At 72.1% G+C, this 21585-nt stretch carries 19 protein-coding genes; 11 read left to right on the top strand and 8 right to left on the bottom strand.

The genetic code is table 11. The features are described from left to right. Positions 1 to 144 precede the first annotated feature (144 nt). The 3 genes from ACIBR0_RS20190 to ACIBR0_RS20180 all read right to left on the bottom strand — a co-directional run bounded on the left by ACIBR0_RS20190 (position 145) and on the right by ACIBR0_RS20180 (position 2161). A complete protein-coding gene (locus tag ACIBR0_RS20190) occupies positions 145 to 1092 on the bottom strand; it encodes an HAAS signaling domain-containing protein (protein ID WP_396717672.1) in 948 nt (315 codons plus the stop codon). Continuing rightward, positions 1089 to 1430, bottom strand: coding sequence for a PadR family transcriptional regulator (locus tag ACIBR0_RS20185; RefSeq protein ID WP_396717670.1), 342 nt, complete (start codon positions 1428 to 1430; stop codon positions 1089 to 1091). The genes ACIBR0_RS20190 and ACIBR0_RS20185 overlap by 4 nt, the downstream gene beginning before the upstream one ends. Positions 1431 to 1534: 104 nt before the next feature. Continuing rightward, positions 1535 to 2161, bottom strand: coding sequence for a hypothetical protein (locus ACIBR0_RS20180; RefSeq protein WP_396717668.1), 627 nt, complete (start codon positions 2159 to 2161; stop codon positions 1535 to 1537). Positions 2162 to 2344: 183 nt separating this feature from the next. Here ACIBR0_RS20180 and ACIBR0_RS20175 point away from each other — a divergent pair, with 183 nt between their 5' ends. Beyond that, positions 2345 to 3703 (top strand): serine/threonine-protein kinase, encoded by a 1359-nt coding sequence (locus ACIBR0_RS20175; RefSeq protein ID WP_396717665.1) that lies wholly within the window; start codon positions 2345 to 2347, stop codon positions 3701 to 3703. Positions 3704 to 3712: 9 nt separating this feature from the next. On the opposite strand, the gene ACIBR0_RS20170 is transcribed toward ACIBR0_RS20175, so the two are convergent. Next, complete coding sequence (locus ACIBR0_RS20170; RefSeq protein ID WP_396717662.1) at positions 3713 to 4270, bottom strand: hypothetical protein; 558 nt, start codon at positions 4268 to 4270, stop codon at positions 3713 to 3715. Further along, on the bottom strand, positions 4263 to 4802 hold the full coding sequence (locus tag ACIBR0_RS20165; RefSeq protein WP_396717660.1) for an RNA polymerase sigma factor: 540 nt from the start codon (positions 4800 to 4802) through the stop codon (positions 4263 to 4265). Before ACIBR0_RS20165 ends, ACIBR0_RS20170 begins: the two co-directional genes overlap by 8 nt. Before the next feature lie 238 nt (positions 4803 to 5040). Here ACIBR0_RS20165 and dnaE point away from each other — a divergent pair, with 238 nt between their 5' ends. From dnaE to ACIBR0_RS20125, 8 genes are all read left to right on the top strand, one after another. Then, complete coding sequence (dnaE, locus tag ACIBR0_RS20160; RefSeq protein WP_396717658.1) at positions 5041 to 8574, top strand: DNA polymerase III subunit alpha; 3534 nt, start codon at positions 5041 to 5043, stop codon at positions 8572 to 8574. A 144-nt stretch (positions 8575 to 8718) separates the two neighbouring features. Continuing rightward, positions 8719 to 9756, top strand: a complete 1038-nt coding sequence (locus ACIBR0_RS20155; protein WP_396717656.1) for an aminotransferase class V-fold PLP-dependent enzyme — start codon at positions 8719 to 8721, stop codon at positions 9754 to 9756. Positions 9757 to 10016: 260 nt separating this feature from the next. Further along, positions 10017 to 10778, top strand: coding sequence for an ABC transporter ATP-binding protein (locus ACIBR0_RS20150; RefSeq protein ID WP_396717654.1), 762 nt, complete (start codon positions 10017 to 10019; stop codon positions 10776 to 10778). Continuing rightward, positions 10765 to 11457: an ABC transporter ATP-binding protein gene (locus ACIBR0_RS20145; protein ID WP_396717651.1), complete on the top strand. Its 693-nt coding sequence runs from the start codon at positions 10765 to 10767 to the stop codon at positions 11455 to 11457. The genes ACIBR0_RS20150 and ACIBR0_RS20145 overlap by 14 nt, the downstream gene beginning before the upstream one ends. A 44-nt stretch (positions 11458 to 11501) precedes the next feature. Beyond that, positions 11502 to 12761, top strand: a complete 1260-nt coding sequence (locus ACIBR0_RS20140) for an ABC transporter substrate-binding protein (protein WP_396717649.1) — start codon at positions 11502 to 11504, stop codon at positions 12759 to 12761. Further along, positions 12758 to 13639 (top strand): branched-chain amino acid ABC transporter permease, encoded by an 882-nt coding sequence (locus tag ACIBR0_RS20135; protein ID WP_396717647.1) that lies wholly within the window; start codon positions 12758 to 12760, stop codon positions 13637 to 13639. The genes ACIBR0_RS20140 and ACIBR0_RS20135 overlap by 4 nt, the downstream gene beginning before the upstream one ends. Then, positions 13636 to 14649: a branched-chain amino acid ABC transporter permease gene (locus ACIBR0_RS20130; RefSeq protein ID WP_396717645.1), complete on the top strand. Its 1014-nt coding sequence runs from the start codon at positions 13636 to 13638 to the stop codon at positions 14647 to 14649. Before ACIBR0_RS20135 ends, ACIBR0_RS20130 begins: the two co-directional genes overlap by 4 nt. A 77-nt stretch (positions 14650 to 14726) precedes the next feature. After that, positions 14727 to 15356, top strand: a complete 630-nt coding sequence (locus ACIBR0_RS20125) for a transcriptional regulator (protein ID WP_396717643.1) — start codon at positions 14727 to 14729, stop codon at positions 15354 to 15356. 82 nt (positions 15357 to 15438) lie between these two features. On the opposite strand, the gene ACIBR0_RS20120 is transcribed toward ACIBR0_RS20125, so the two are convergent. Next, entirely contained in the window at positions 15439 to 16020 is a 582-nt protein-coding gene (locus ACIBR0_RS20120; RefSeq protein ID WP_396717641.1) for a hypothetical protein, read from the bottom strand. Positions 16021 to 16578: 558 nt separating this feature from the next. Here ACIBR0_RS20120 and ACIBR0_RS20115 point away from each other — a divergent pair. Both ACIBR0_RS20115 and ACIBR0_RS20110 read left to right on the top strand, forming a co-directional pair. Next, a complete protein-coding gene (locus ACIBR0_RS20115; protein WP_396717639.1) occupies positions 16579 to 18159 on the top strand; it encodes an MFS transporter in 1581 nt (526 codons plus the stop codon). Further along, on the top strand, positions 18156 to 18767 hold the full coding sequence (locus tag ACIBR0_RS20110; RefSeq protein ID WP_396717751.1) for a TetR/AcrR family transcriptional regulator: 612 nt from the start codon (positions 18156 to 18158) through the stop codon (positions 18765 to 18767). Before ACIBR0_RS20115 ends, ACIBR0_RS20110 begins: the two co-directional genes overlap by 4 nt. Positions 18768 to 18786: 19 nt before the next feature. On the opposite strand, the gene ACIBR0_RS20105 is transcribed toward ACIBR0_RS20110, so the two are convergent. After that, positions 18787 to 20706 (bottom strand): helix-turn-helix domain-containing protein, encoded by a 1920-nt coding sequence (locus ACIBR0_RS20105; protein WP_396717749.1) that lies wholly within the window; start codon positions 20704 to 20706, stop codon positions 18787 to 18789. Between the two features lie 14 nt (positions 20707 to 20720). After that, entirely contained in the window at positions 20721 to 21503 is a 783-nt protein-coding gene (locus ACIBR0_RS20100) for a 3-hydroxybutyrate dehydrogenase (protein ID WP_396717637.1), read from the bottom strand. Between the last annotated feature and the right edge of the window lie 82 nt (positions 21504 to 21585).

The raw sequence follows: 21585 nt of genomic DNA, 5'->3' as shown, positions 1-21585 counted from the left end.
GTGCGGGGGGGGGGGGCCCCCCCCCCCCCCGGCCCCCGGGGGGGGGGGGGGCGCGCGCCCGCCCCCCCCCCCGGGGGGGGGCCCCCCCCCCCGGGGGGGCCGGCCCCCCCCCCCCCGGGGGGGCGGGCCCGCGGCGGTACGCGGTCAGCGTGCGGCGCGACGGGCCTTGACCACGCTGTCGACCAGGTCCCAGATCGTCACGGCCGCGACTCCGACCACGATGCCGCCGGCGACGGTGTCCAGGTTGCCGCCGTCGCGCAGCCACTCGAAGCGCTGGACGAATTCCGGGTTGAGCAGCCGGTCGGTGAGCAGCAGCCCGATGACCGGCAGCGCGAAGGCCAGATCCAGCACGGCGTTGACGACGACCAGGCGCCAGGTCCAGCGGCGGGCCCGGTACTTCGCGAACTCCAGCCCCATGCTGGCGGCGAGGACCGCGAGCAGGACCGGCAGCCAGGACGTCCACAGTGCCGGGTCGAGGATCGGCAGCCGGTCCCCGCCGGCCGGGATCAGCGTCTGGAAGTGCTGCCAGACCAGGAACCCGAGGGTCAGCGCGAGCGCGACGATCGAGGCGCAGGTGTCGGCCAGGGTGACGTCCCGCTCGACCGGCTCGTCCGGCAACTGGTCCACGTTCCAGGTCGGCAGTCGCAGCGCGGGGTTGACCCGTTCGGCGACGGCGAAGACCAGGGTGACCCAGAACGCGATGTGGACGGCGACGGTCAACGCGGTCGAGATGCCGACGCCGATCGCCCCGCCGGGGTTGCCGCCGGCGGTGGCCTCGACCACCCCGACGACCGTGCCGACGGTGCCGGGGACGAAGGAGAGCAGCAGCTTGAGCAGCCGCTCCCACACCAGGTAGTAGGTGGGGCCGATGAGCTGTAACCGGCGGTCGGTGTACCGGGCGGCGAGCTGCGCCGGGTCGCCCAGCTCGGTGAGCACCGCACGCTCGACGGTAATGGTGTCCCGGCCGTCGGTGGAGCGGCCCTCGACCATGTCCTCGATCGAGGCGCGCAGCTCGGTGGCGATCTCGTCGCGGCGCTGCGCCGGCACGGAGCGCAGGGTCGCGGCGACGTAGCGGTCGGTCAGGGAGGTCATCGGTCCACTCCTTCGATGAGGCCGGTCACGGAGGTCTGCACGGCGGACAGCTCGGCGAGGAGCCGGTCGAGCAGCGACTCGCCCTCCGCGCTGGTCCGGTAGAACTTGCGCGGTCGGCTCTCCCCGGTGTTCCACTCGCTGGTCAGCAGCCCCTGGTCCTCCAGGCGGCGCAGCAGCGGGTAGAGGGTGTTGGCGTCCACCGGGAAGCCGTGGTCGGTCAGGCGTTGCAGCAGGGCGTAGCCGTAGTCGGGGCGGCGGAGGGCGACGAGGCTCGCCACCACGACCGTGCCCCGACGCAGCTCCTGGAGGTGTGTCCGAAGGATGTCGTCGCTGACCATGCGCCACACGATACTGTGCGCCACACACTATCGTCTAGCGCTACATCATCGTGCTGGGGCCAACAATGTGGCGGGAGGTGCCGCGCGCACCTCCCGCCCGCACCTCAGCAGGAGCGGCCCTGCCGGAAGGTGCGCTCCACGAAGGACGCCGGCCCGACCTGGAAGTAGCCGACACCGGACCGGATCGGGTGACCGGTGAACAGCTCCACCCGGCTGCCGAACCGGACCAGGTACGCCGACTCGTCGCCGGCGTCGTTCCAGATCAGTGAGCCGCGCGGACCGTAGATCTCCTCCAGCTGGTCGAAGGACATGCCGACGGACGCCCCGGCGCGGGAGCGGGGCGGTACGGTGGCCGTGCCGACCTCCACCAGCCGGCCGTCCCGGAAGGCCAGCAGAATCACCCCGGCCCAGTCCCCGGTGACACCGGCGTGGACCACGCCGGTGCACCCGGGCGCGACCCAGCCGATCAGGCCGGCCGCCGAGAGCCGGTCCAGCCGGGCGCCGATCCGGAACGGGCCGGCGCCACGGACGCTCAGGACCTCCGGGTGGGCGTGCTGGTCGGCGGCCCGGCCGGTGACCGGCGCGGTGATCCGGGTGGCGGGGAACTCCGACGGGGTGACCGTGACGGCGGCGGCCCTGACCCCGGCGACGGCCGGGGAGGCGACGGTCATCGGAAGGGCGGCGGTGAGGGCCAGGACGCCGGTGAGGACGGTGGACGAGAGACGGTTCATGACGGGTCTCCTCTGGTGTGTGGTTCTCCTGTCCTGTTGGTCTCCGGCGCGGCGGTTCCGGTTCGTCGGGTTCCCGACCGATCCGGGCCGACGACCCGGACCGGGGGAGTGCCGCCACGCGGCGGGACGGTTACCGTCGAGCGGGGACGCCGGCCGGGACGCCGCCGATCCGGAGGTGATGCGATGACCGCACCGGCGCTGATCGGCTCCTACCGGGTGGAGCGGCTGCTCGGGGCGGGCTCGTTCGCCACCGTCTGGCTCGCGTACGACCCGGTCCTCGACGCCCGGGTGGCGATCAAGGTGCTGGCCGAGAACTGGAGTCACGACCTGCGGGTCCGGGAACGGTTCCTCGACGAGGCCCGGCTGCTGCGGCGGCTGGAGCACGAGCGGCTGATCCGGGTGCACGCGGTGGGCGAGTTGGCCGACGGCCGTCCGTACTCCGTGCTGGCCTGGGCGGACGGCGGCAGCCTGCGGGACCGGCTGGCGCACGGTCCGCTGCCGGTGGCGTCCGCCGTGGCGCTGCTCGACGAGATCGCCGCCGGGGTCGCGGTGCTGCACCGGCACGGCGTGGTGCACCGCGACCTCACCCCCGGCAACATCCTCTTCCGGTCCGGCCCGGAGGGGGAGCAGGTGCTCGTCGCCGATCTCGGGCTGGCCAAGGCGCTCGCCGCCGCGTCCGGGCTGACCGCACGGGCGGGGACACCCGGCTACATGGCCCCCGAGCAGGACGATCCGCTGGCGGTCGTGGACACCCGGGCGGACGTGTTCGGGCTGGGCCGGCTCGGCCTTCGGCTGCTCGGCGACACCGCTCACCCGCGCGGTCCCGCGGTCCGGTTGCGTGCCGGCGTACCGGCGCCGGTGGGCGAGGTCCTCCGGCGGGCCACCGCCGCGCGCCCGGCCGACCGCCACCGGGACGCGGCGGTGTTCCGGGCGGCATTGCTGCGGGCCGCGGTGCCGGGCGGATCCGCCGACCGGGCGGGTCCGATACGGCCGGTGCGCCGACGGTGGTCCGCCACCGTCGGGGCGGGCCTGGTGGCGCTCGTCGCGCTGGCCGCCACGGCTGGTGACGCCGCCACCGGCAACCGCACGGTACGTACCGCGAGCAGCGGGCCGGTCACCGTGACCCTGCCGTCGGGGTGGCGGGCCGTCGGCACCGGCTGGGCCGGGCAGTACGGCGACGACGGGCGGCTGGAACCGGCGCTGGTCATCTCCCCGGACCCGGACCGCTGGGCGGCCGACCCGCGCGTGCCGGGCGCTTTCGTCGGCCTCTCCGCCCGTACGGCCCGGCGTGCCACCCCGGAGGCGTTCCTCGCCGAGCGCCCGCACGCCGACTGCGTCGCCGCGCCGGTGCGGCGTACCCGGCGGGGCGACGTCGACTGGGTGGTGGCCCGGTTCTCCTGCCCGGACGGGCGACCGGTGATCGTCGAGGCGGTCGGGCGCGTGGCCGACCCCGCCGGCCTGCTCTACGTGCAGGTGGTGCCCCCGCCGGGCGGCGACGCCGACTTCGTCGACGGGCTGCTCGCGGGGGTGCGGGCCCGCTAGGTCAGGTGGTCACACCACCACCACCGTGATCGGGTACGCCGTGCCGTTCTGCGGGATCGTCACGACCACGGTGCCTACGCGGACGAAACGGATGTCCACCACCCCGGCCTCGTAGCTGCGGGACACCAGGTCCTCGCGGTCCACGGTGACCTCGCCCGGCCCGATGCCCCTGATGCGCAGCACCCCACCGGTGGCGAAACACAGCGAGCGCACCAGCGCCAGTTCCGTCTCGGCGAGAACCAGGTCGTAGCGGACCGCGCCGAGGCAGGCGTCCGGCAGCGTGGTCGGCGCCGGTGGTGGCGTACTCCTGCTTCGGGTCGGGGTGGGACCGCGCGGCGGGGATGGCCGGACCGTCGCCGCCGCCGTGGACCTGGTCGTCGACGGCGAGGGCCGGGTCGGCGCGGCGGCCGTGGCGGGTGTCCCGGAACGGTCGGGCGTGGCGGTGGACAGCGCCGGCGGCTGGACCGGCAGCGGCGCGACGGGGGTCTCGCCGCAGGCCGCGGCTCCGGTCAGCAGGGCGACGAGGGCGGCAGCCGACCACATGGTCGCCCGCCCGGGCTCAGCCATCGGACATCCGCTGCCGGACCTGCTGGCGGGCCTGGTGGATCCGGGACTTCACGGTCCCCTCGGGCACGCCGACCAGGGCGGCGATCTCGCGGTAGTCCAGCCCGAGCACATCACGCAGGGTGACCACCTCGGCGAGGTCGGGCCGGACCGCGTCGAGCGCGTCGAGCAGGTCGAGCCGGGTGCCGGCGATGACGCTGGTGCGCCGCGGATCGGGCACCTCGGGCAGCGGCACGCCGTGGGCCTCCACCAGCCAGCGCCGGCGCAGTACCCGGTAGGTCGACCGGGCGCGGTTCGCGGTGAGCCGGTAGAGCCAGGTGTGGAACGACGACCGGCCCTCGAACCGGCTGATCCCCACCGACAGCGCGAGCAGCGCGTCCTGGCACGCCTCCTCGGCGTCCTCGCGGTGCGGCAGCAGGCGGGCGCAGAGCCGCAGCACCTCCGGCCGCACCGCGACCAGCAGTGCGTCGAGCGCGGCGGCGTCGCCGCCGGAGGCGGAGCGGGCCAGCTCGTCGGTACCGTCCGGAAGGGGCATCAGGGTCGTCCCATGCTCGCCGGTTCTCCCTGGCTCCAGGCTACGGTCGCCGACGCCCCGATGCGGCGGGCGAGTCCGGCAGCCGACTGCCGACCGTCGGCACCGGGCGCCGGCCGGAGGAGATCCACACCACCCGTCGCGGGTCCTCCGCGCGGCTGCTGGAGGCGCCGCCGAGGGCGGGGATAGGGTAGGCCGACCGACCTCGACCATCCCATGATCAGACCCGGGGGGGCCACGCATGGGCGATTCGTTCGCGCATCTGCACGTGCACACGGAGTACTCGATGCTCGACGGCGCGGCCCGCCTCAAGGACCTCTTCGCCGAGGTCGAGCGGCAGGGGATGCCGGCGGTGGCGATGACCGACCACGGCAACATGCACGGCGCGAACGACTTCTACAAGCAGGCCATGGCCGCCGGGGTCACCCCGATCCTCGGCATCGAGGCGTACGTGGCGCCGGAGTCGCGGTTCCACAAGTCTCGGGTGCGCTGGGGCCGGCCGGAGCAGAAGAGCGACGACGTCTCCGGCAGTGGCGGCTACACCCACAAGACGATCTGGGCGCGCAACAAGACCGGCCTGCACAACCTGTTCACCCTCACCTCGAAGGCGTACACCGACGGCTACTTCGTCAAGTGGCCACGGATGGACACCGAGCTGCTCGCGGAGTACTCCGACGGCCTGATGGCCACCACCGGCTGCCCCTCCGGTGAGGTGCAGACCCGGTTGCGGCTGGGCCAGGACGCGCAGGCGCTGGAGGCCGCGGCGAAGTACCAGGAGATCTTCGGCCGGGAGAACTACTTCCTGGAGCTGATGGACCACGGCCTCGACATCGAGAAGCGGGTCCGCGACGGGCTGCTGGAGATCGGCCGCAAGCTCGGCATCCCGCCGGTGGTCACCAACGACTCGCACTACACGCACGAGGCGCAGTCCGAGGCGCACGACGTGCTGCTGTGCGTGCAGACCGGCAGCAACGTCGCCGACCCGAACCGGTTCAAGTTCGGCGGCAGCGGCTACTACATCAAGTCCGCCGACGAGATGCGCGCCGTGGACGGCTCCGACGTCTGGCTGGAGGGCTGCCGCAACACCCTGCTGGTCGCCGAGCGGGTCGACCCGGCCGGGATGTTCGAGTTCCACAACCTGATGCCGCGCTTCCCGGTGCCCGACGGGGAGACCGAGGAGTCCTGGTTCCGCAAGGAGACCTTCAAGGGCCTGGCCCGCCGGTTCCCCGGCGGCGTCCCCGAGGGCCACGTCGTCCAGGCCGAGTACGAGCTGGGTGTCATCATCCAGATGGGCTTCCCGTCGTACTTCCTCGTGGTCGCCGACTTCATCCAGTGGGCGAAGAACCAGGGCATCGCGGTGGGTCCGGGCCGTGGCTCGGCCGCCGGCTCCCTCGTCGCGTACGCCCTGGGCATCACCGACCTGGACCCGATCCCGCACGGGCTGATCTTCGAGCGGTTCCTCAACCCCGAGCGTGTCTCCATGCCCGACGTCGACATCGACTTCGACGAGCGGCGGCGCGGCGAGGTCATCAAGTACGTCACCGACAAGTGGGGCGAGGACAAGGTCGCTCAGATCGCCACCTTCGGCACGATCAAGGCGAAGGCCGCGATCAAGGACTCGGCCCGGGTCCTCGGCTACCCGTACGCGGTCGGCGACCGGATCACCAAGGCGATGCCCCCGGCGGTGATGGGCAAGGACATCCCGCTCACCGGCATCTTCGACCCCAAGCACCCCCGGTACGCCGAGGCCGGCGAGATCCGTGGCCTGTACGAGTCCGACCCCGACGTGCGCAAGGTGATCGACACCGCCAAGGGCATCGAGGGCCTGATCCGGCAGACCGGCGTGCACGCCGCCGGCGTCATCATGTCCGCCGAGCCGATCATCGAGCACATCCCGCTGATGCGCCGCGACTCCGACGGGGTGATCATCACCCAGTTCGACTACCCGACGTGCGAGTCGCTCGGGCTGTTGAAGATGGACTTCCTCGGCCTGCGCAACCTGACGATCATCGACGACGCGGTCAAGAACATCGAGTTCAACCATGGTCGCAAGCTCGATCTGCTGGCGTTGCCGTTGGACGACAAGGTGGCCTACGACCTGTTGGCCCGGGGCGACACCCTCGGCGTGTTCCAGCTCGACGGCGGGCCGCTGCGGTCGCTCCTGCGGATGATGAAACCGGACAACTTCGAGGACATCTCCGCGGTCATCGCACTCTACCGGCCCGGCCCGATGGGTGCCGACTCGCACACCAACTACGCGCTGCGCAAGAACGGCCTCCAGGAGGTCACCCCGATCCATCCGGAGCTGGAGGAGCCGCTGCGGGAGATCCTGGCCCCCACCCACGGCCTGATCGTCTACCAGGAGCAGGTGCAGCGCGCCGCGCAGATCCTCGCCGGCTACACCCTCGGCCAGGCGGACCTGCTGCGCCGGGCGATGGGCAAGAAGAAGAAGGAGATCCTCGACAAGGAGTTCATCCCGTTCCGGGACGGCTGCCGCGAGCGCGGCTACTCCGACGCGGCGATCCAGGCGGTGTGGGACGTCCTGGTGCCCTTCGCCGGGTACGCCTTCAACAAGGCGCACTCGGCCGCGTACGGCCTCGTGTCCTACTGGACGGCGTACCTGAAGGCGCACTACCCGGCCGAGTACATGGCGGCGCTGCTCACCTCCGTCGGCGACGACAAGGACAAGATGGCGCTCTACCTGTCGGAGTGCCGGCGGATGGGCATCCAGGTCCTGCCGCCCGACGTGAACACCTCCGCCGGGCCGTTCACCCCGGTCGGCCGGGAGATCCGCTTCGGGCTGGGCGCCATCCGCAACGTCGGCGCCAACGTGGTCACCGCGATCATGCGGTGCCGCGAGGAGAAGGGCGACTACACCGACTTCTACGACTTTCTGTCCAAGGTGGACGCGGTGGTCTGCAACAAGAAGACCATCGAATCGCTCATCAAGGCCGGGGCGTTCGACTCGCTCCAGCACAGCCGCAAGGGCCTGCTCACCGTGCACGCCGACGCCATCGACGCGTACGCCGACGTCAAGCGCAAGGAGGCCGTCGGCCAGTACGACCTCTTCGGCGCCGGCTTCGGCGAGGCGGAGACCGGCGGCAGCACCACGGTCATGCCGGTCATCGGCGAGGGGGAGTGGGACAAGCGCGACAAGCTCGCCTTCGAACGCGAGATGCTCGGCCTCTACGTCTCCGACCACCCGTTGTTCGGCCTGGAGCACGTGCTCGGGGCGGCCGCCGACTGCACCATCGCCGCGCTCTCCGAGGAGGGCACCGTCCCGGACGGGGCGGTTGTCACCCTCGCCGGCATCCTCTCCGGCGTGCAGCGCCGGGTCACCAAGCAGGGCCGGGCCTGGGCGTCGGCGACCCTGGAGGACCTGGCCGGCGGGGTGGAGACCCTGTTCTTCCCCAACACGTACGAGGTGATCGGGCAGTACATCGCCGAGGACGCCATCGTGGTGGTCAAGGGCCGGGTCGACCGGCGCGACGACACACCGCGCATCATGGCGATGGACATGTCGATGCCCGACGTCAGCAGCAACCCGGGCACCAAACCGATCACCTTGACCATCCCGGTGCACCGCTGCACGCCACCGCTGGTGGAACGCCTCAAGGAAACTCTGGTGCTGCACCCCGGTGACACCGAGGTGCACGTCAAGCTGCTCAACGGCGGCAAGGTGACCACGCTGCGGCTCGGCCCGTTCCGGGTGGCCGCCACCACGGCCCTCATGGGCGACCTGAAGAGCGTCCTCGGCCCCGCCAACGTCAGCTGACCGCCGGACGCGTGCGCGACCTCTGCCGGTTGATGCGTTCACGACATCAGCTCGACAGGTCCCGGGTGGCACCCGAGGCCGCCGGTCCGCGAGTGCGAGATTGGCTGTGCCGGCCGTCGGGCAGGCGGGGTTAGCGTCGGCGGCATGGACCTGGAACAGGCGCAGAAGCTGTGGCAGCCCCAGCCGGGCTGGTTGAACACCGCCTCCTACGGGCTGCCGCCCGAGCCGGCGTGGAACGCCCTACAGAGCGCACTGGCCGACTGGCGGGTCGGGCGGACGTCCTGGGAGAGCTGGGACGGGGCGACCCGACGGTCCCGGGAGGCGTTCGCCCGGCTGGCCGGGGTTCCGGTCGCCGACGTGACGATCGGTGCCACCGCCTCGCAACTGCTCGCCCCGGTCGCCGCCTCCCTCCCGGCCGGCGCCACGGTGGTGGTCCCCGACGTCGAGTTCACCTCCAACCTCTTCCCCTGGCTGGTGCAGGAGCCGCGCGGCGTGCGGGTGCGCACCGTGCCGCTGGAGAAGCTGGCGGACGCGGTCGACGGCGACACCGACCTGGTCGCGTTCAGTCTGGTGCAGTCCGCCGACGGGACGGTGGCCGCGTACGACGAGATCGTCGCGGCGGCCCGGGCCCACGGCGCCCTCGTGGCGGTGGATGCCACCCAGGCCTGCGGCTGGCTGCCCTTCGACGGGACGCGGGCGGACGTGGTCGTGGTCGGGGCGTACAAGTGGTTGATGGCGCCGCGCGGCGCCTCGTTCGCCTATCTGGCCCCGGCGCTGCGCGACCGGCTGCGCCCGGACGCCGCCAACTGGTACGCGGGCGTCGACCCGCACGCCTCCTACTACGGCCCACCGCTGCGGCTGGCCGACGACGCCCGGCGGTTCGACATCTCGCCGGCCTGGTTCAGCTACGTGGGCGCGGCCCCCGCCCTGGAACTGCTCGCCGACATCGGGGTGCCCGCCGTCCACGCCCACGACGTGGCGCTGGCCAACCGGTTCCTGGCCGGCCTGGGCCGGCCACCGGGTGACAGCGCCATCGTCACGGTGGAGGTGCCCGGCGCGCAGGAGCGGCTGGAACGGGCCGGAGTTCGCGCCGCCGTGCGGGCGGGCCGGGTCCGGGCCTCGTTCCACCTCTACTCCACCGAGGCCGACGTCGACCTGGCCCTCGACGCGCTGACCTCCTGAGCCGCGCACCTCTTCGGCCGTCGGCCGTGGGGCGGCCACATGGTCGCCCCACGGGGTCCGCCGGTAGTCAACTCCGTCGATGCCCCTGGTGACCACTCCCTGTCCGTGGATAGCCGTCCCGCACGGTCCGGACCCCCTGAATATGGGTGCCATCGACATAGCTCGCCTGTGAAGTCCAGCCGTAGGTTTCCTGCACGCGACGGCCCTGTGACCGCAGTCACCGACCGGACGTCGCACCAGGACCTGCGGAGGATGTGGCCATGGCCGGGCAAGCGCTCCTGTCGGCTCGCGGGCTGACCCGCGACTTCCGGGGCTTCCGGGCGGTCGACGGTGTCGACCTCGACGTCGCACCGGACAGCGTGCACGCGCTGGTCGGCCCCAACGGTGCCGGCAAGACGACCCTGTTCAACCTTCTCACCGGGTTCCTGCCGCCCAGCGGCGGGCGCATCGAGTTGGACGGGCGGGACATCACCGGGCTGCCGCCGGAGCAGATCGCCCGACTGGGTGTGGCCCGCTCCTTCCAGATCACCAGCCTCTTCCCCCAGCTGAGCGCCCGGGAGCATGTGGAACTGGCGCTGGCCAGCCCGAGCGGCCTGGGCTGGCAGTTCTGGCGCTCGGCGAAGCTCATGCGCCGCTACACCGACCGGGCGGGCGAACTGCTCGACATGGTGGGGCTCGGCGAGCTGGCCGAGGCGCCGTCCGAGGCGCTCGCGTACGGGCGTAAGCGCGCCCTGGAGCTGGCCATCGCCCTCGCCCTGGACCCGAAGGTGCTGCTGCTCGACGAGCCCACCGCGGGCATGGGCCTGGAGGACGTCGACCGAACCGTCGAGCTGGTCGCCCGCGTCCGAGAGGGCCGAACCGTGGTCATGGTGGAGCACAACATGAGCGTGGTCGGCCGCCTCGCCGACACCGTCACCGTCCTGCAGGCCGGCAAGGTCCTCGTCGAGGGCCCGTACGAGCAGGTTCGCGCCGACGAGCGCGTGATCACCGCCTACCTGGGAGCCGCTGATGCTGCGCATTGAGAACCTGTCCGCCTGGTACGGCGAGGCGCAGGTGCTGCGGGAGGTCAGCCTCGACGTCGGCGCGGGGGAGGTGGTGACCCTCGTCGGCCGCAACGGCGCCGGCAAGTCCACCCTGCTGCGCTGCGTGATGGGGCTGCACGCCGGACAGCGCGGCACGGTCGAGCTGGACGGGCGGGACATCGGGAGGCTGCCCGCGCACCGGCGGGCCCGCCTCGGGCTCGGCTGGGTGCCCGACGACCGGGGCAGCTACGCCACGCTCAGCGTGACCGAGAACCTCACCCTCCCGCCGGCCGTCGGGCCGGACCCGTGGTCGCTGGAGCGGGTGTACGAGGCGTTCCCCGCCCTCTACGAGCGGCGCGACTCGGCCGCCACCATGCTCTCCGGCGGCGAGCAGCAGATGCTCGCACTGGCCCGGGTGCTCCGGATGGGTGCCCGTCTGCTGCTCTGCGACGAACCGACCGAGGGGCTCTCGCCGCTGCTCGTCCAGCAGGTCGGCGAACTCCTGCGCGAGGCCAAGCGGCACGGCGTGACCGTGCTGCTGGTCGAGCAGAACCTGCACTTCGCCACCGGCGTCGCCGACCGGCACTACCTGCTGGCCGAGGGACGCATCGCGGAGGCGATGGACAACTCCGAGGTGCGGTCGCGGGAGCGCGAGCTGCTGTCGTACCTCGGCATCTGAATTTTTCTGACGACTGAACCCCGCGCGGCGCGCGGACGAAAGGGATGAGCATGCGTAGGACGGTGGGTGTGGCAGCCGCGTCGGCGGCCGCGATGGTTCTGGTCGCCGGCTGCGGCGGCGGTGGTCCCCAGGCGGGCGGCGACGGGAAGCTGACCGGCGACTCGATCGTGCTGGGCGTCCTCAACGACCAGTCCGGCGCCTACTCCGAGCTGTCGGGGAAGAACTCGGTCAAGGCCGTCGAGATGGCCATCGCCGACTTCAAGGCCAAGCACGGCGACAACGCGGTGACCAGCAAGATCACGGTGGAGACCGCCGACCACCAGAACAAGCCGGACGTGGCCAACAGCAAGGCCCAGGAGATGTACGACCGCAAGAACGTCGACATCATCCTGGACGTGCCGACGTCCTCGGCGGCGCTGAAGGTGGCCGACGTGGCCAAGGAGAAGAAGAAGCTCTACTTCAACATCGGCGCGGCCACCACCGAGCTGACCGGCAAGAGCTGCAACAAGTACACGTTCCACTACGCGTACGACACGTACATGCTGGCCAACGGCACCGGCAAGACCACGACCGAGCAGGTCGGCAAGAACTGGTACATCCTCTACCCGAACTACGCCTTCGGCCAGGACATGGAGAAGAGCTTCTCCACCGCCATCACCGCCGCCGGCGGCACGGTCGTCGGCAAGGACGGGGCGCCGTTCCCGAACACCAGCGGCGACTTCTCCACCTTCCTGCTCAAGGCGCCGACGCTGAACCCGAAGCCGGACGTGCTCGGCACCATGCAGGCCGGCGCGGAGCTGGTCAACGTGGTCAAGCAGTACAACGAGTTCAAGCTGCGGGACAAGGGCGTCGGCCTGGCGGTCGGGCTGATGTTCATCACCGACATCCACTCGCTCACCCCGGCCGCGCTCGCCGGCACGACGTACACCGACGCCTGGTACTGGAACTTCGACCAGGAGAACCGCGCGTTCGCCGACCGGTTCCAGAAGGAGACGGGCACCCGGCCGTCGTTCGCGCACGCGGCCAACTACTCCGCCGCCACCCAGTACCTGGAGGCCGTGCAGGCCGCCGGCACCGACGACGCCGACACGGTGGTCAAGGGACTGGAGGGCAAGGAGGTCAACGACGTCTTCCTGCGCAACGGCAAGATCCGCGCCGAGGACCACCGGGTGATCCACGACGCGTACCTGGCCCAGGTGAAGCCGCAGTCCGAGGTCACCGAGCCGTGGGACTACGTGAAGGTCCTGAAGACCATCCCGGCCGCGGAGGCGTTCCGCACCCCGTCCCCGGACTGCAAGCTGTGACCGGTTTTCTCCAGAACACGTTCAACGGGTTGGTGAGCGGGGCGTTCTACGCCCTGCTCGCCCTCGGGCTCGCGGTCATCTTCGGCATGCTGCGGGTGGTCAACTTCGCCCACGGCGCGTTCTACATGCTCGGCGCGTTCGGCGCGTACGTCCTGCTCAGCGAGGCGGGGGTGCCGTTCTGGGCGGCCCTGGTGATCATGCCGGTCGGGCTGGCCCTGCTCGGCATGGCGCTGGAGCGGGCCTTCATCCACCGGCTCACCCGGCTCGACCCGCTCTACAACTTCCTGCTCACCTTCGGCCTCACGCTGATCCTCCAGGACCTGGTGAAGCTCCGGTACGGCGTGCAGTCCAGCCCGTACGAGACCCCGTCCGCGCTCAGCGGGTCGGTGGACTTCGGGCTCTTCGACTTCCCGACGTACCGGGTGTTCATCCTCGGCTTCGCGGTGGCCGTCTGCGTCGGCGTGTGGTGGGTGCTCACCCGCACGAGGGTCGGCATGGTGGTCCGCGCGTCCACCGAGCGGCCCGAGCTGACCCGGGCCTTCGGCATCAACGTCGGCCGTTGGGTCACCCCGGTGTTCGGCTTCGGCATCGGCCTGGCCGGGCTGGCCGGCGTGCTGGCCGCGCCGATGCGGGCGGTGAACCCGCTGATGGGCGCCGACCTGATCATCGTGGTCTTCGCCGTCGTCGTGATCGGCGGGCTGGGTTCGATCTTCGGCTCGGTCGCCGCCGGCTTCGGCATCGGCCTGGTGCAGGCGTGGGGAGAGGCGTACCTCTCGGACTTCCCGATCATCTCCCAGACGATCGTCTTCATCGTGATGGCCGTCGTGCTGCTCTGGCGGCCGGCCGGGCTGTTCGGCCGTGAGGAGGCACCGGCATGACGAGCACCGTGGACACCCAGGCCGAGGCGGCCCGCCCGGCGCGCTCCGGGCTGGTCACCGTGGCGCGGGCGCCCGGTTGGGTCCGGTACGCGCTGCTGGCCCTCGGGCTGGTGGTGGCGCTCTGGCTGCCCAACGGGTTGTACCCGGCGGTCGCCGTGGACATCCTCTGCTGGGCGCTGTTCGCCGTCGCGGTGGACCTGCTGCTCGGCTTCACCGGGCTGATGTCCTTCGGGCACGCGGCGTTCTGGGGCGCGTCGGCGTACGTCACCGGGCTGGTGGCCATCCACGTCGGCCTGCCCTTCCCGCTTGCCGTACTGGCCGGCGCCCTCGCGGCGGCCGTGCTCGCGGTACCGATCGGGTACCTCGCGGTGAAGCGGACCGGCATCTACTTCGCGATGGTCACGCTGGCCTTCGCGCAGATGGTCTACTACATCGCCAACGAGTGGCGGTCGGTCACGCAGGGCGAGAACGGCCTGCAGGGCGTACCCCGGTCGTTCTTCGGCATGGACCTGACCGACGACTACTACTTCTACTACGCGATCCTGCCGATCGTGCTGCTCGGCCTCGCCGGGGCGTGGCGGGTCGTGCACTCACCCTTCGGGCGGGTGCTGGTCGGCATCCGGGACAACCCGGCCCGGGCGCGGGCGCTGGGCTACCCGGTGCACCGCTACAAGCTGACCGTGTTCGTGCTCTCCGGCTTCATCGCCGGGCTCGGCGGCGGCCTGTTCGCGGTCGGCCACCGCTTCGTCTCGCTGGAGGTCCTGCACTGGACCACCTCCGGCAAGGCGGTCATCGTGGTGGTCCTCGGCGGCATCGGCACGCTCTGGGGCGGAGTGCTCGGCGCCGGCATCGTGGTCCGGCTGGAGGACTGGCTGTCGTTCTCCGGCTTCGAGACGATCGGCCTGGTCACCGGCAGCATCTTCGTCCTCGTCGTGTTGCTCTTCCGGCGCGGCATCTGGGGCACCGCGTCCGCCCTCGCGCTGCGCTGGTGGACATCCCGCCGCAGGTAATCCCAAGCGGGGCGCATCCGTAGCGCGCCCTTCCGGCGAACCCCCTGGTAGTGATTGTCTACCCGGGGGTACGTCTGGTGTTGACAGAAGGGGTTTCGGCCGACGCCGTCGAGGTCGCGCGCAAGCGCCTCTCGCTCGCCGCGGAGGACCTGGACGGCAACCGGGTCGCCGCGCTGATCGTCGACTTCGCCGGCCAGTGGGGCGCACCCGCGCTGTGGGAAAGGGTCTGCATCCCGATGCTCGCCGCCCTGCCGGGCCACACCGCCACCGAGATCGCCGTCGAACACGCGCTCTCCGAGGGCGTACGGGTGGGCCTCGACGTGCACCAGCGTGAGCCGGTCCGGCCGCTGCCCGCCGACGGTGTCCTGCTCGCCGGTGCCGAGCAGGAGACGCACTGCCTCGGTCTGCACGCTCTCGCCGCCGCGCTGCGGGAACGCGGCCGGGGCAGCCTGCTGCTCGGGCCCGCGCTGCCGTGGGTGGCGCTGGCCGGCGCCGTACGCCGCGCGCGCCCGCACACCGTCGTGGTCTGGTCCCAGACGCCGGTCACCGCCCGCGCGTACCGGCTGGTGCGGTTCGCGCGGGACTTCCCGTCAGTGCGGGTGTACGGCGCCGGGCCCGGCTGGATCGAGCCGCTGACCGTCCCGGCGACCCACCTGACCAGCCTCACCGAGGCCGTCACCGCCTGCCTGGCCTCAGCCCGCCGCTGAGACGCCGCTGGCCGGCACCCGTGTTCGGGTGCCGGCCAGCGGCTTGTTTCCCCCTGGGAGGAAGGTCTGTGGTGGTCAGCGGTCAGCTGTTCCAGTGTTCGGCGACGAGGTCGGCGGCCTGCTGCTCCCACTGGGCGTAGTGGTCGGGGTAGGCCGACACCTGGACGGTCTGGGCGGCCTTGGTCAGCGGCATGTCCTTCCAGCCGTCGACCTGCTTGAGGCCCTTCAGGAAGGCGAGGGTGCTGTACTCGGGGTCGGTGATCTGCTCGACGGTGCCCCAACCCGAGGACGGACGCTGCTGGAACAGGCCCTGCGAGTCGTGGTCGTTGCGCTCACCCAGGTGACCCAGGTTCTCCAGCTTCGACTCCTGCAGCGCGGTCGCGATCGACACCACGGCGGCGCGCTCGTCCATGTCGGCCTTCTTCGTCGCGGCGATGATCGCCTTGACATTCTTGGTCTGCTCGTCGGTGAGGTCGATGCGGGACTGCTTGCCCTGCACACCGTGCGGGATCAGCTTGCCGGTGTCGGTCTTGTCGGCCTGCACCACGGCGACCGGGGTCGACTCCACGGCCGGAGCGGCGTGAACAGCGGGGCCGGCGAAGATGCCACCGGCGAAGGCGATACCAGCGATACCGAGAACGCTCTTACGCATGATCGTGTTCATGGGGAAAGCTCCTTCGGGGGTCAGCACCCTGGGCCGAGGGGGATCGGCCGTGCGGGGTGCGAGGCACCATCCGGCGCTCAAAGATTTCGGGGGATCGGCACACGCTCGTCGAGCAGGGGGTTGCTCGTCCGCGGTGCCAGGGGATGTAACGACCGGCTGCCCGCCGTCATTCCGGGGCCACGAAATCCGCGCCTGGGGGCTGCGCGTCCTGCTCGATCGTCCGCCATGTGTAACGACCCCCGGCCGGCCACGATTCCACCGCCAGGATGCCCCCGGTCACACCCCGAAACCGGACAGCCAACCCGATAACGGATGCCGCGACCAAGGGGGCCGGGCGGAGATCCACTCGGCATCACTGAAACCGGGCCATCGGCTCACCCGGACAGCCCGACTTCACAGAACCCGAGTCGACCAACGACGACCCCCGGGGCGCGAGACCGGGCGTGAGGGCGGTCACATAAGATACGGACCGGTTCCGTATCGTTAATCGCCGGTCTACGCTCAGCGCGAGATAACGAGTCTGAGCCGTATCGAAAATGGCAGCCGGGGGGCACCGACATGCAACCGACCGAGAACACCGGACACCCGAGGAGGTGGGCGATCCTGGGAGTGCTGGTGATCAGCCTCCTCGTGGTCGTCCTCGACAACACGATCCTCAACGTCGCCCTGCGGACCCTCGCCGACCCGGTGCACGGGCTCGGCGCCACCCAGGCCGAGCTGGAATGGTCGATCAACTCCTACACGCTGGTGTTCGCCGGGTTGCTCTTCACCTTCGGTGTGCTCGGCGACCGGGCCGGGCGCAAGCGGTTCCTGCTGATCGGCCTGGCGCTGTTCGGTCTGGCGTCGCTGCTCTCGGCGTACGCGCAGAGCCCCGCGCAGCTCATCGCCGCCCGCGCGCTGATGGGTGTGGGTGGCGCGGCCATCATGCCGGTGACCCTGTCGATCATCTCCAACGTCTTCGACCCGCGGGAGCGGGGCCGCGCCATCGGCGTGTGGGCCGGCGCGGTCGGCCTGGCGGTGGCGATCGGTCCGGTGCTCGGCGGCGCACTGCTGGAGAACTACTGGTGGGGGTCGGTCTTCCTGATCAACGTGCCGGTGGTTCTGGCCGGCCTGATCCTGGTGACCCTGCTGGTGCCCGAGTCGCGTGACCCGAATCCGGGGCGCGTCGACGTGCCGGGCGTGGTGCTCTCCGTGGTCGGCCTGGTCGCCCTGTCGTACGGCATCATCGACGGCGGCGAGCACGGCTTCGACCGGCCGGTGGTGTGGGGCGCGATCGGTGGCGGCCTGGCGGTGCTGGCCTGGTTCGTCGCCCTGGAGCGGCGCAGCGACCACCCGTCGCTGGACGTACGGCTGTTCCGGGTGCCGCGCTTCGCCGCCCCGGTGGCCGTGGTCGGCCTGGTGTTCTTCGCCGCCATGGGCGTGATGTTCTTCAGCTCGTTCTACCTGCAACTGGTACGCGGCTACAGCCCGCTGGAGACCGGCCTGCTCTTCCTGCCGTTCGCCGCCGCGCACCTGGTCTTCGCGCCGCGCAGCGCGGCCATGGTCCAGCGGTACGGCGGCAAGGCCGTCTCGGCGGTCGGGCTGGTGCTGACCACGGTGGCGCTCGCGGCGTTCGCCGTCGTCGACGAGACCACCCCGATCTGGGTGGTGCTGGTGTTCTTCTTCCTCCAGGGCGCGGGCATGGCCAACATCATGCCCCCGGCCATGGAGTCGATCATGTCGGCGGTGCCCCGGGAGAAGGCCGGGGTCGGTTCGGCGGTCAGCAACACCGTCCGGCAGGTGGCCGGCGCGCTCGGTGTGGCGGTGCTCGGTTCGGTGCTGTCCGCGGTGTACCGCGCCGACGTCGACGGCGCGCTGCGCGACCTGCCCGCCGGGGCGCGTGAGGCGGCGGGCGAGTCGGTCTCCGGGGCGTACGCCGCGGCCGGACAGCTCGGCCCGGCGGGCCCGCAGCTGATCGCGGTGGCCAACGACGCGTTCGTCTCGGCGATGCACACGGCGGCGGTCGTCGCGGCGGTGGTCGCCGGACTCGGCATCCTCGTCGTGCTGCGGTGGATGCCCGGTCGTCCCGCCACCCCGGCGGCCGTCCCCCCGGTGGCCGAACCCGAGTTGACCCGCACGGCCCAGGGTCGGGGAGAATAGCCGACATGACCCCCACCGCCGACGCTCCTCGGCCGCCCGGCCGGCCGCGGAGCGTCCGCGCGGACGAGGCCATCATCGACGCCACGCTCGACCTGCTCGCCGAGGGCAGCACGGTGGAGGCGATCTCCATCGAGGCCATCGCCGGCCGGGCGGGGGTCGGCAAGGCCACCATCTACCGCCGCTGGCCCGGCAAGGACGCGCTGCTGCGCGACGCCCTGCGTACGCTCAAGGGCACCCCGCCGACGCCGGTCGGCCGGTCGGTCCGCGACGACCTGGTGATGCTGGTCGGCGCGGTCGGGCACCACATCGACCCCCGCGCGGCCCGCATCATGCCCTGCCTGGTGCCGGAGGTGAACCGGAGCCCGGAGCAGTACGAGCTCTACCAGAACATCGTCGAGCCGCGGCGACAGTTGATGCGTGACGTGCTCCGGCGTGGGATGCACAGCGGCGAGCTGCGCGGGGACCTCGACGTCGAGCTCGTCATGGCGCTGCTGACCGGCCCGATGCTCCTGCAGCGCATGCTGCGCTGGCACCCCGACCTGGACGAGGCCACCATGCCCGAGAGGGTCGTCGACACCGTCCTCGCCGGGATCCGGGCACCCGACTGAGGCGCGGACCGGCGGACAGTCAGCCCTGCGGCGTCCGCAGGCGGTGCAGGCGCAGCGCCAGCTGCACCTCCAGCGCCCGCTCCGGCTTCTGCCAGTCCGCGCCGAGCAACTGCCCGACCCGCTCCAGCCGCTGGGTGACCGTGTTGACGTGCACGTGCAGCTGCTCCGCCGCCCGGGCCAGGCTGCCACCCACCCCGAAGTACGCCTCCAGCGTCTTGACCAGCGCGGTGCCCCGCCGGGCGTCGTAGTCCACCACCGGACCGACGGTCGCGGTCAGGAACCGGGCCACGTCCCGGTCCCCGCCGTCGCCCACCGCCCCGAGCAGCAGGCCGACGAAGCCCAGCTCGGCGGTGCTCGCGCCCTGCCCGGCCCGGCCCAGCGCGCCCAGCGCCGTGAGGCACCGGTCCGCCTCCTGGAACGTCGCGGCCAGCGACGCCGGTCCGGTCGACGGCCCGCTCGCGCCGGCGGTCACCGGCCGCCCGGTGATCCGCGAGAGGTCCCGGGCCACCGCGCGGGCGCTGCCGCCCGCGTCCCGGCCCGGCAGCATCAGCACCACGCGGCCGTCGCGCGCCGCGGCCAGGCCACCCCGGGTCGAGGCGTACGTCGTGGCCCACGACAGGACCCGCAGCCGGGCGGAGCCGGTCGCGGCGATCGCGTCGTCGCCCACCGCCACGAGAACGTGCGGGGCGTCCAGGTCCACGCCGAGGCGACGGGCGCGGCTGCGCAGCGCGTCGGTGTCCCGCAGCGGACGGGCGATCAGGTCGTCGAGCAGCTCGCCGCGGACCCGCCCCTCCGCCTCGGCGACGGTACGACGGAACAGCAGCAGCAGCGCGGTCACGAACGACGCGCGCTCCAGGATCCGCTGGTCCGCGTCGACCAGCTCGTCGTCGGGGCGCAGCACCAGCGCGCCCAGGTTCTCGGCGCCGGCCACCACCGCCGCGTACCAGAGGTGACCCCGGCGGACGCTGCGCCCCTCGGTACGCGACGCGGCCACCGCCTCCACGATGTCCGCCCGGTCCGGTTCGTCGATCTCCCCGACCCGGGCCAGCAGCCGCCCCTCCGCGTCCAGCGCCAGCAGCGCGCCACCGAGGACCTCGGTCACCGCGGCGGCCACGTCCTCCACGCCGCCGCCGCGCAGCACCAGCGCGGTCATCCGGTCGTGCGCCGCCGCCGCCCGCTCCACCGACGTGCTGTGCGCCCGGATGGTGGTGTTGGCGGCGGACAGCTCCTCCAGCGCCGCGCGGGTCTCGGCCAGCAGCCGGGCGGTGTCGATGGCGACCGCGGCGTGCGCGGCGAGGGAGACCAGCAGGGCGACCTCCTCGCGGGCGAACGGCCGGGCCGAGCGGTTCGCCGCGTACAGCACGCCGATCGACGTGGAGCCCAGCCGCAGCGGCACCCCGAGGATCGCCACCAGCCCCTCCTCGCCGACCCCGGCGTCGATCTCCCCGGTGTGGTGGAACCGGTCGTCCTCCGGGTAGTTCGCGGTGACGTACGGGGCGCCGGACTGGGCCACCAGACCGCCGAGGCCGGCGCCCATCGGCAGCCGCAGCCGCTGGAACCGGGCCGAGACCGAGCCGTCGGTCACCCGCATGTACGTGTCGCCGCGCTCGTCGTCGTTGAGGGTCATGTAGGCGACGTCGGCGCCGAGCAGGGTGCGCGCCCGGTGGACGATCGCGCGCAGCACGTCGTCCACGTCACGCAGCCCGGCCAGGTCGCTGACCGTGTCGTACAGGCCGGACAGCTCGGTCTCCCGGCGGCGGCGGCGTTCCAGCAGCGCGCGGACCCGCAGCGCCACCGTCTTCGCCTGCTCCAGCTCCGCCAGTCGGTCCGCGGGCAGGCCGGCGGCGCGGGCGGCCACCAGGGGGCCCTCGAACTCCACCGCGGCCGCCTCGCGGGCGAGCAGTTCCAGGAACTCCACCGGCGACGACATGACCGACATTGTGCGGGGTGCCACTAGTTCGCCGTCCAGCCCCCGTCGAGGGCGATCGAGGCGCCGGTGATGAACGCCGCCGGCGGGGAGCAGAGGTACGCCAGCAGCTCCGCCACCTCCTCCGGCTCGATCAGGCGCTTGATCGCGGCCCGGGCCAGCATGATCTTCTCGATCACCTCGGCCTCCGGGATGCCGTGGGTGGCCGCCTGGTCGGCGATCTGGCTCTCCACCAGCGCGGTGCGCACGTACGCCGGGTTGATGCAGTTGGCCGTCACCCCGTGCGCGGCGCCCTCAAGCGCGATCACCTTGGACAGGCCCTCCAGGGCGTGCTTCGCCGACACGTACGCGGCCTTGTACGGCGAGGCACGCAGCCCGTGCACGGAGGAGATGTTGACGATGCGGCCCCAGCCCCGCGCGTACATGTGCGGAAGCGCCCGGCGGACGATCAGGAACGGTGCCTCCACCATGACCCGGTGGATGTAGGCGAACCGCTCGGGGGAGAAGTCCTGCACCGGTGCCACGTGCTGGAGCCCGGCGTTGTTCACCACGATGTCGATGTCGGCGTCGAGCCGGTCCACCGCCGCCGCGTCGGCGAGGTCGACACCCTCGGCCCGGCCGCCGGCCTCGGCCGCCACCGCCTTGGCGGCCTCGGTGTTGCGGTCCACCACGAGGACCTTGGCCCCGGCGGCAGCCAGCCGTAGGGCGCACGCCCGACCGATGCCACTGCCGCCCCCGGTCACCAGGGCGGTACGACCTGCGAGGTCGACGTGTACGACGTGGGGGACCGCCACGGGTTCTGCCGTCATGGCGCAAGAAGTTACGAGCTGTGTGGCCGGGCGCACATGGGGCGGCGACACATACTCGACCGTCAAGGTGTGTGGACGGATA

The organism is Micromonospora sp. NPDC049497 (genome assembly GCF_044465805.1).
In the GTDB taxonomy this organism is placed as follows: Bacteria; Actinomycetota; Actinomycetes; order Mycobacteriales; family Micromonosporaceae; genus Micromonospora.
This window is presented reverse-complemented; position numbering and strand designations above follow the sequence as displayed.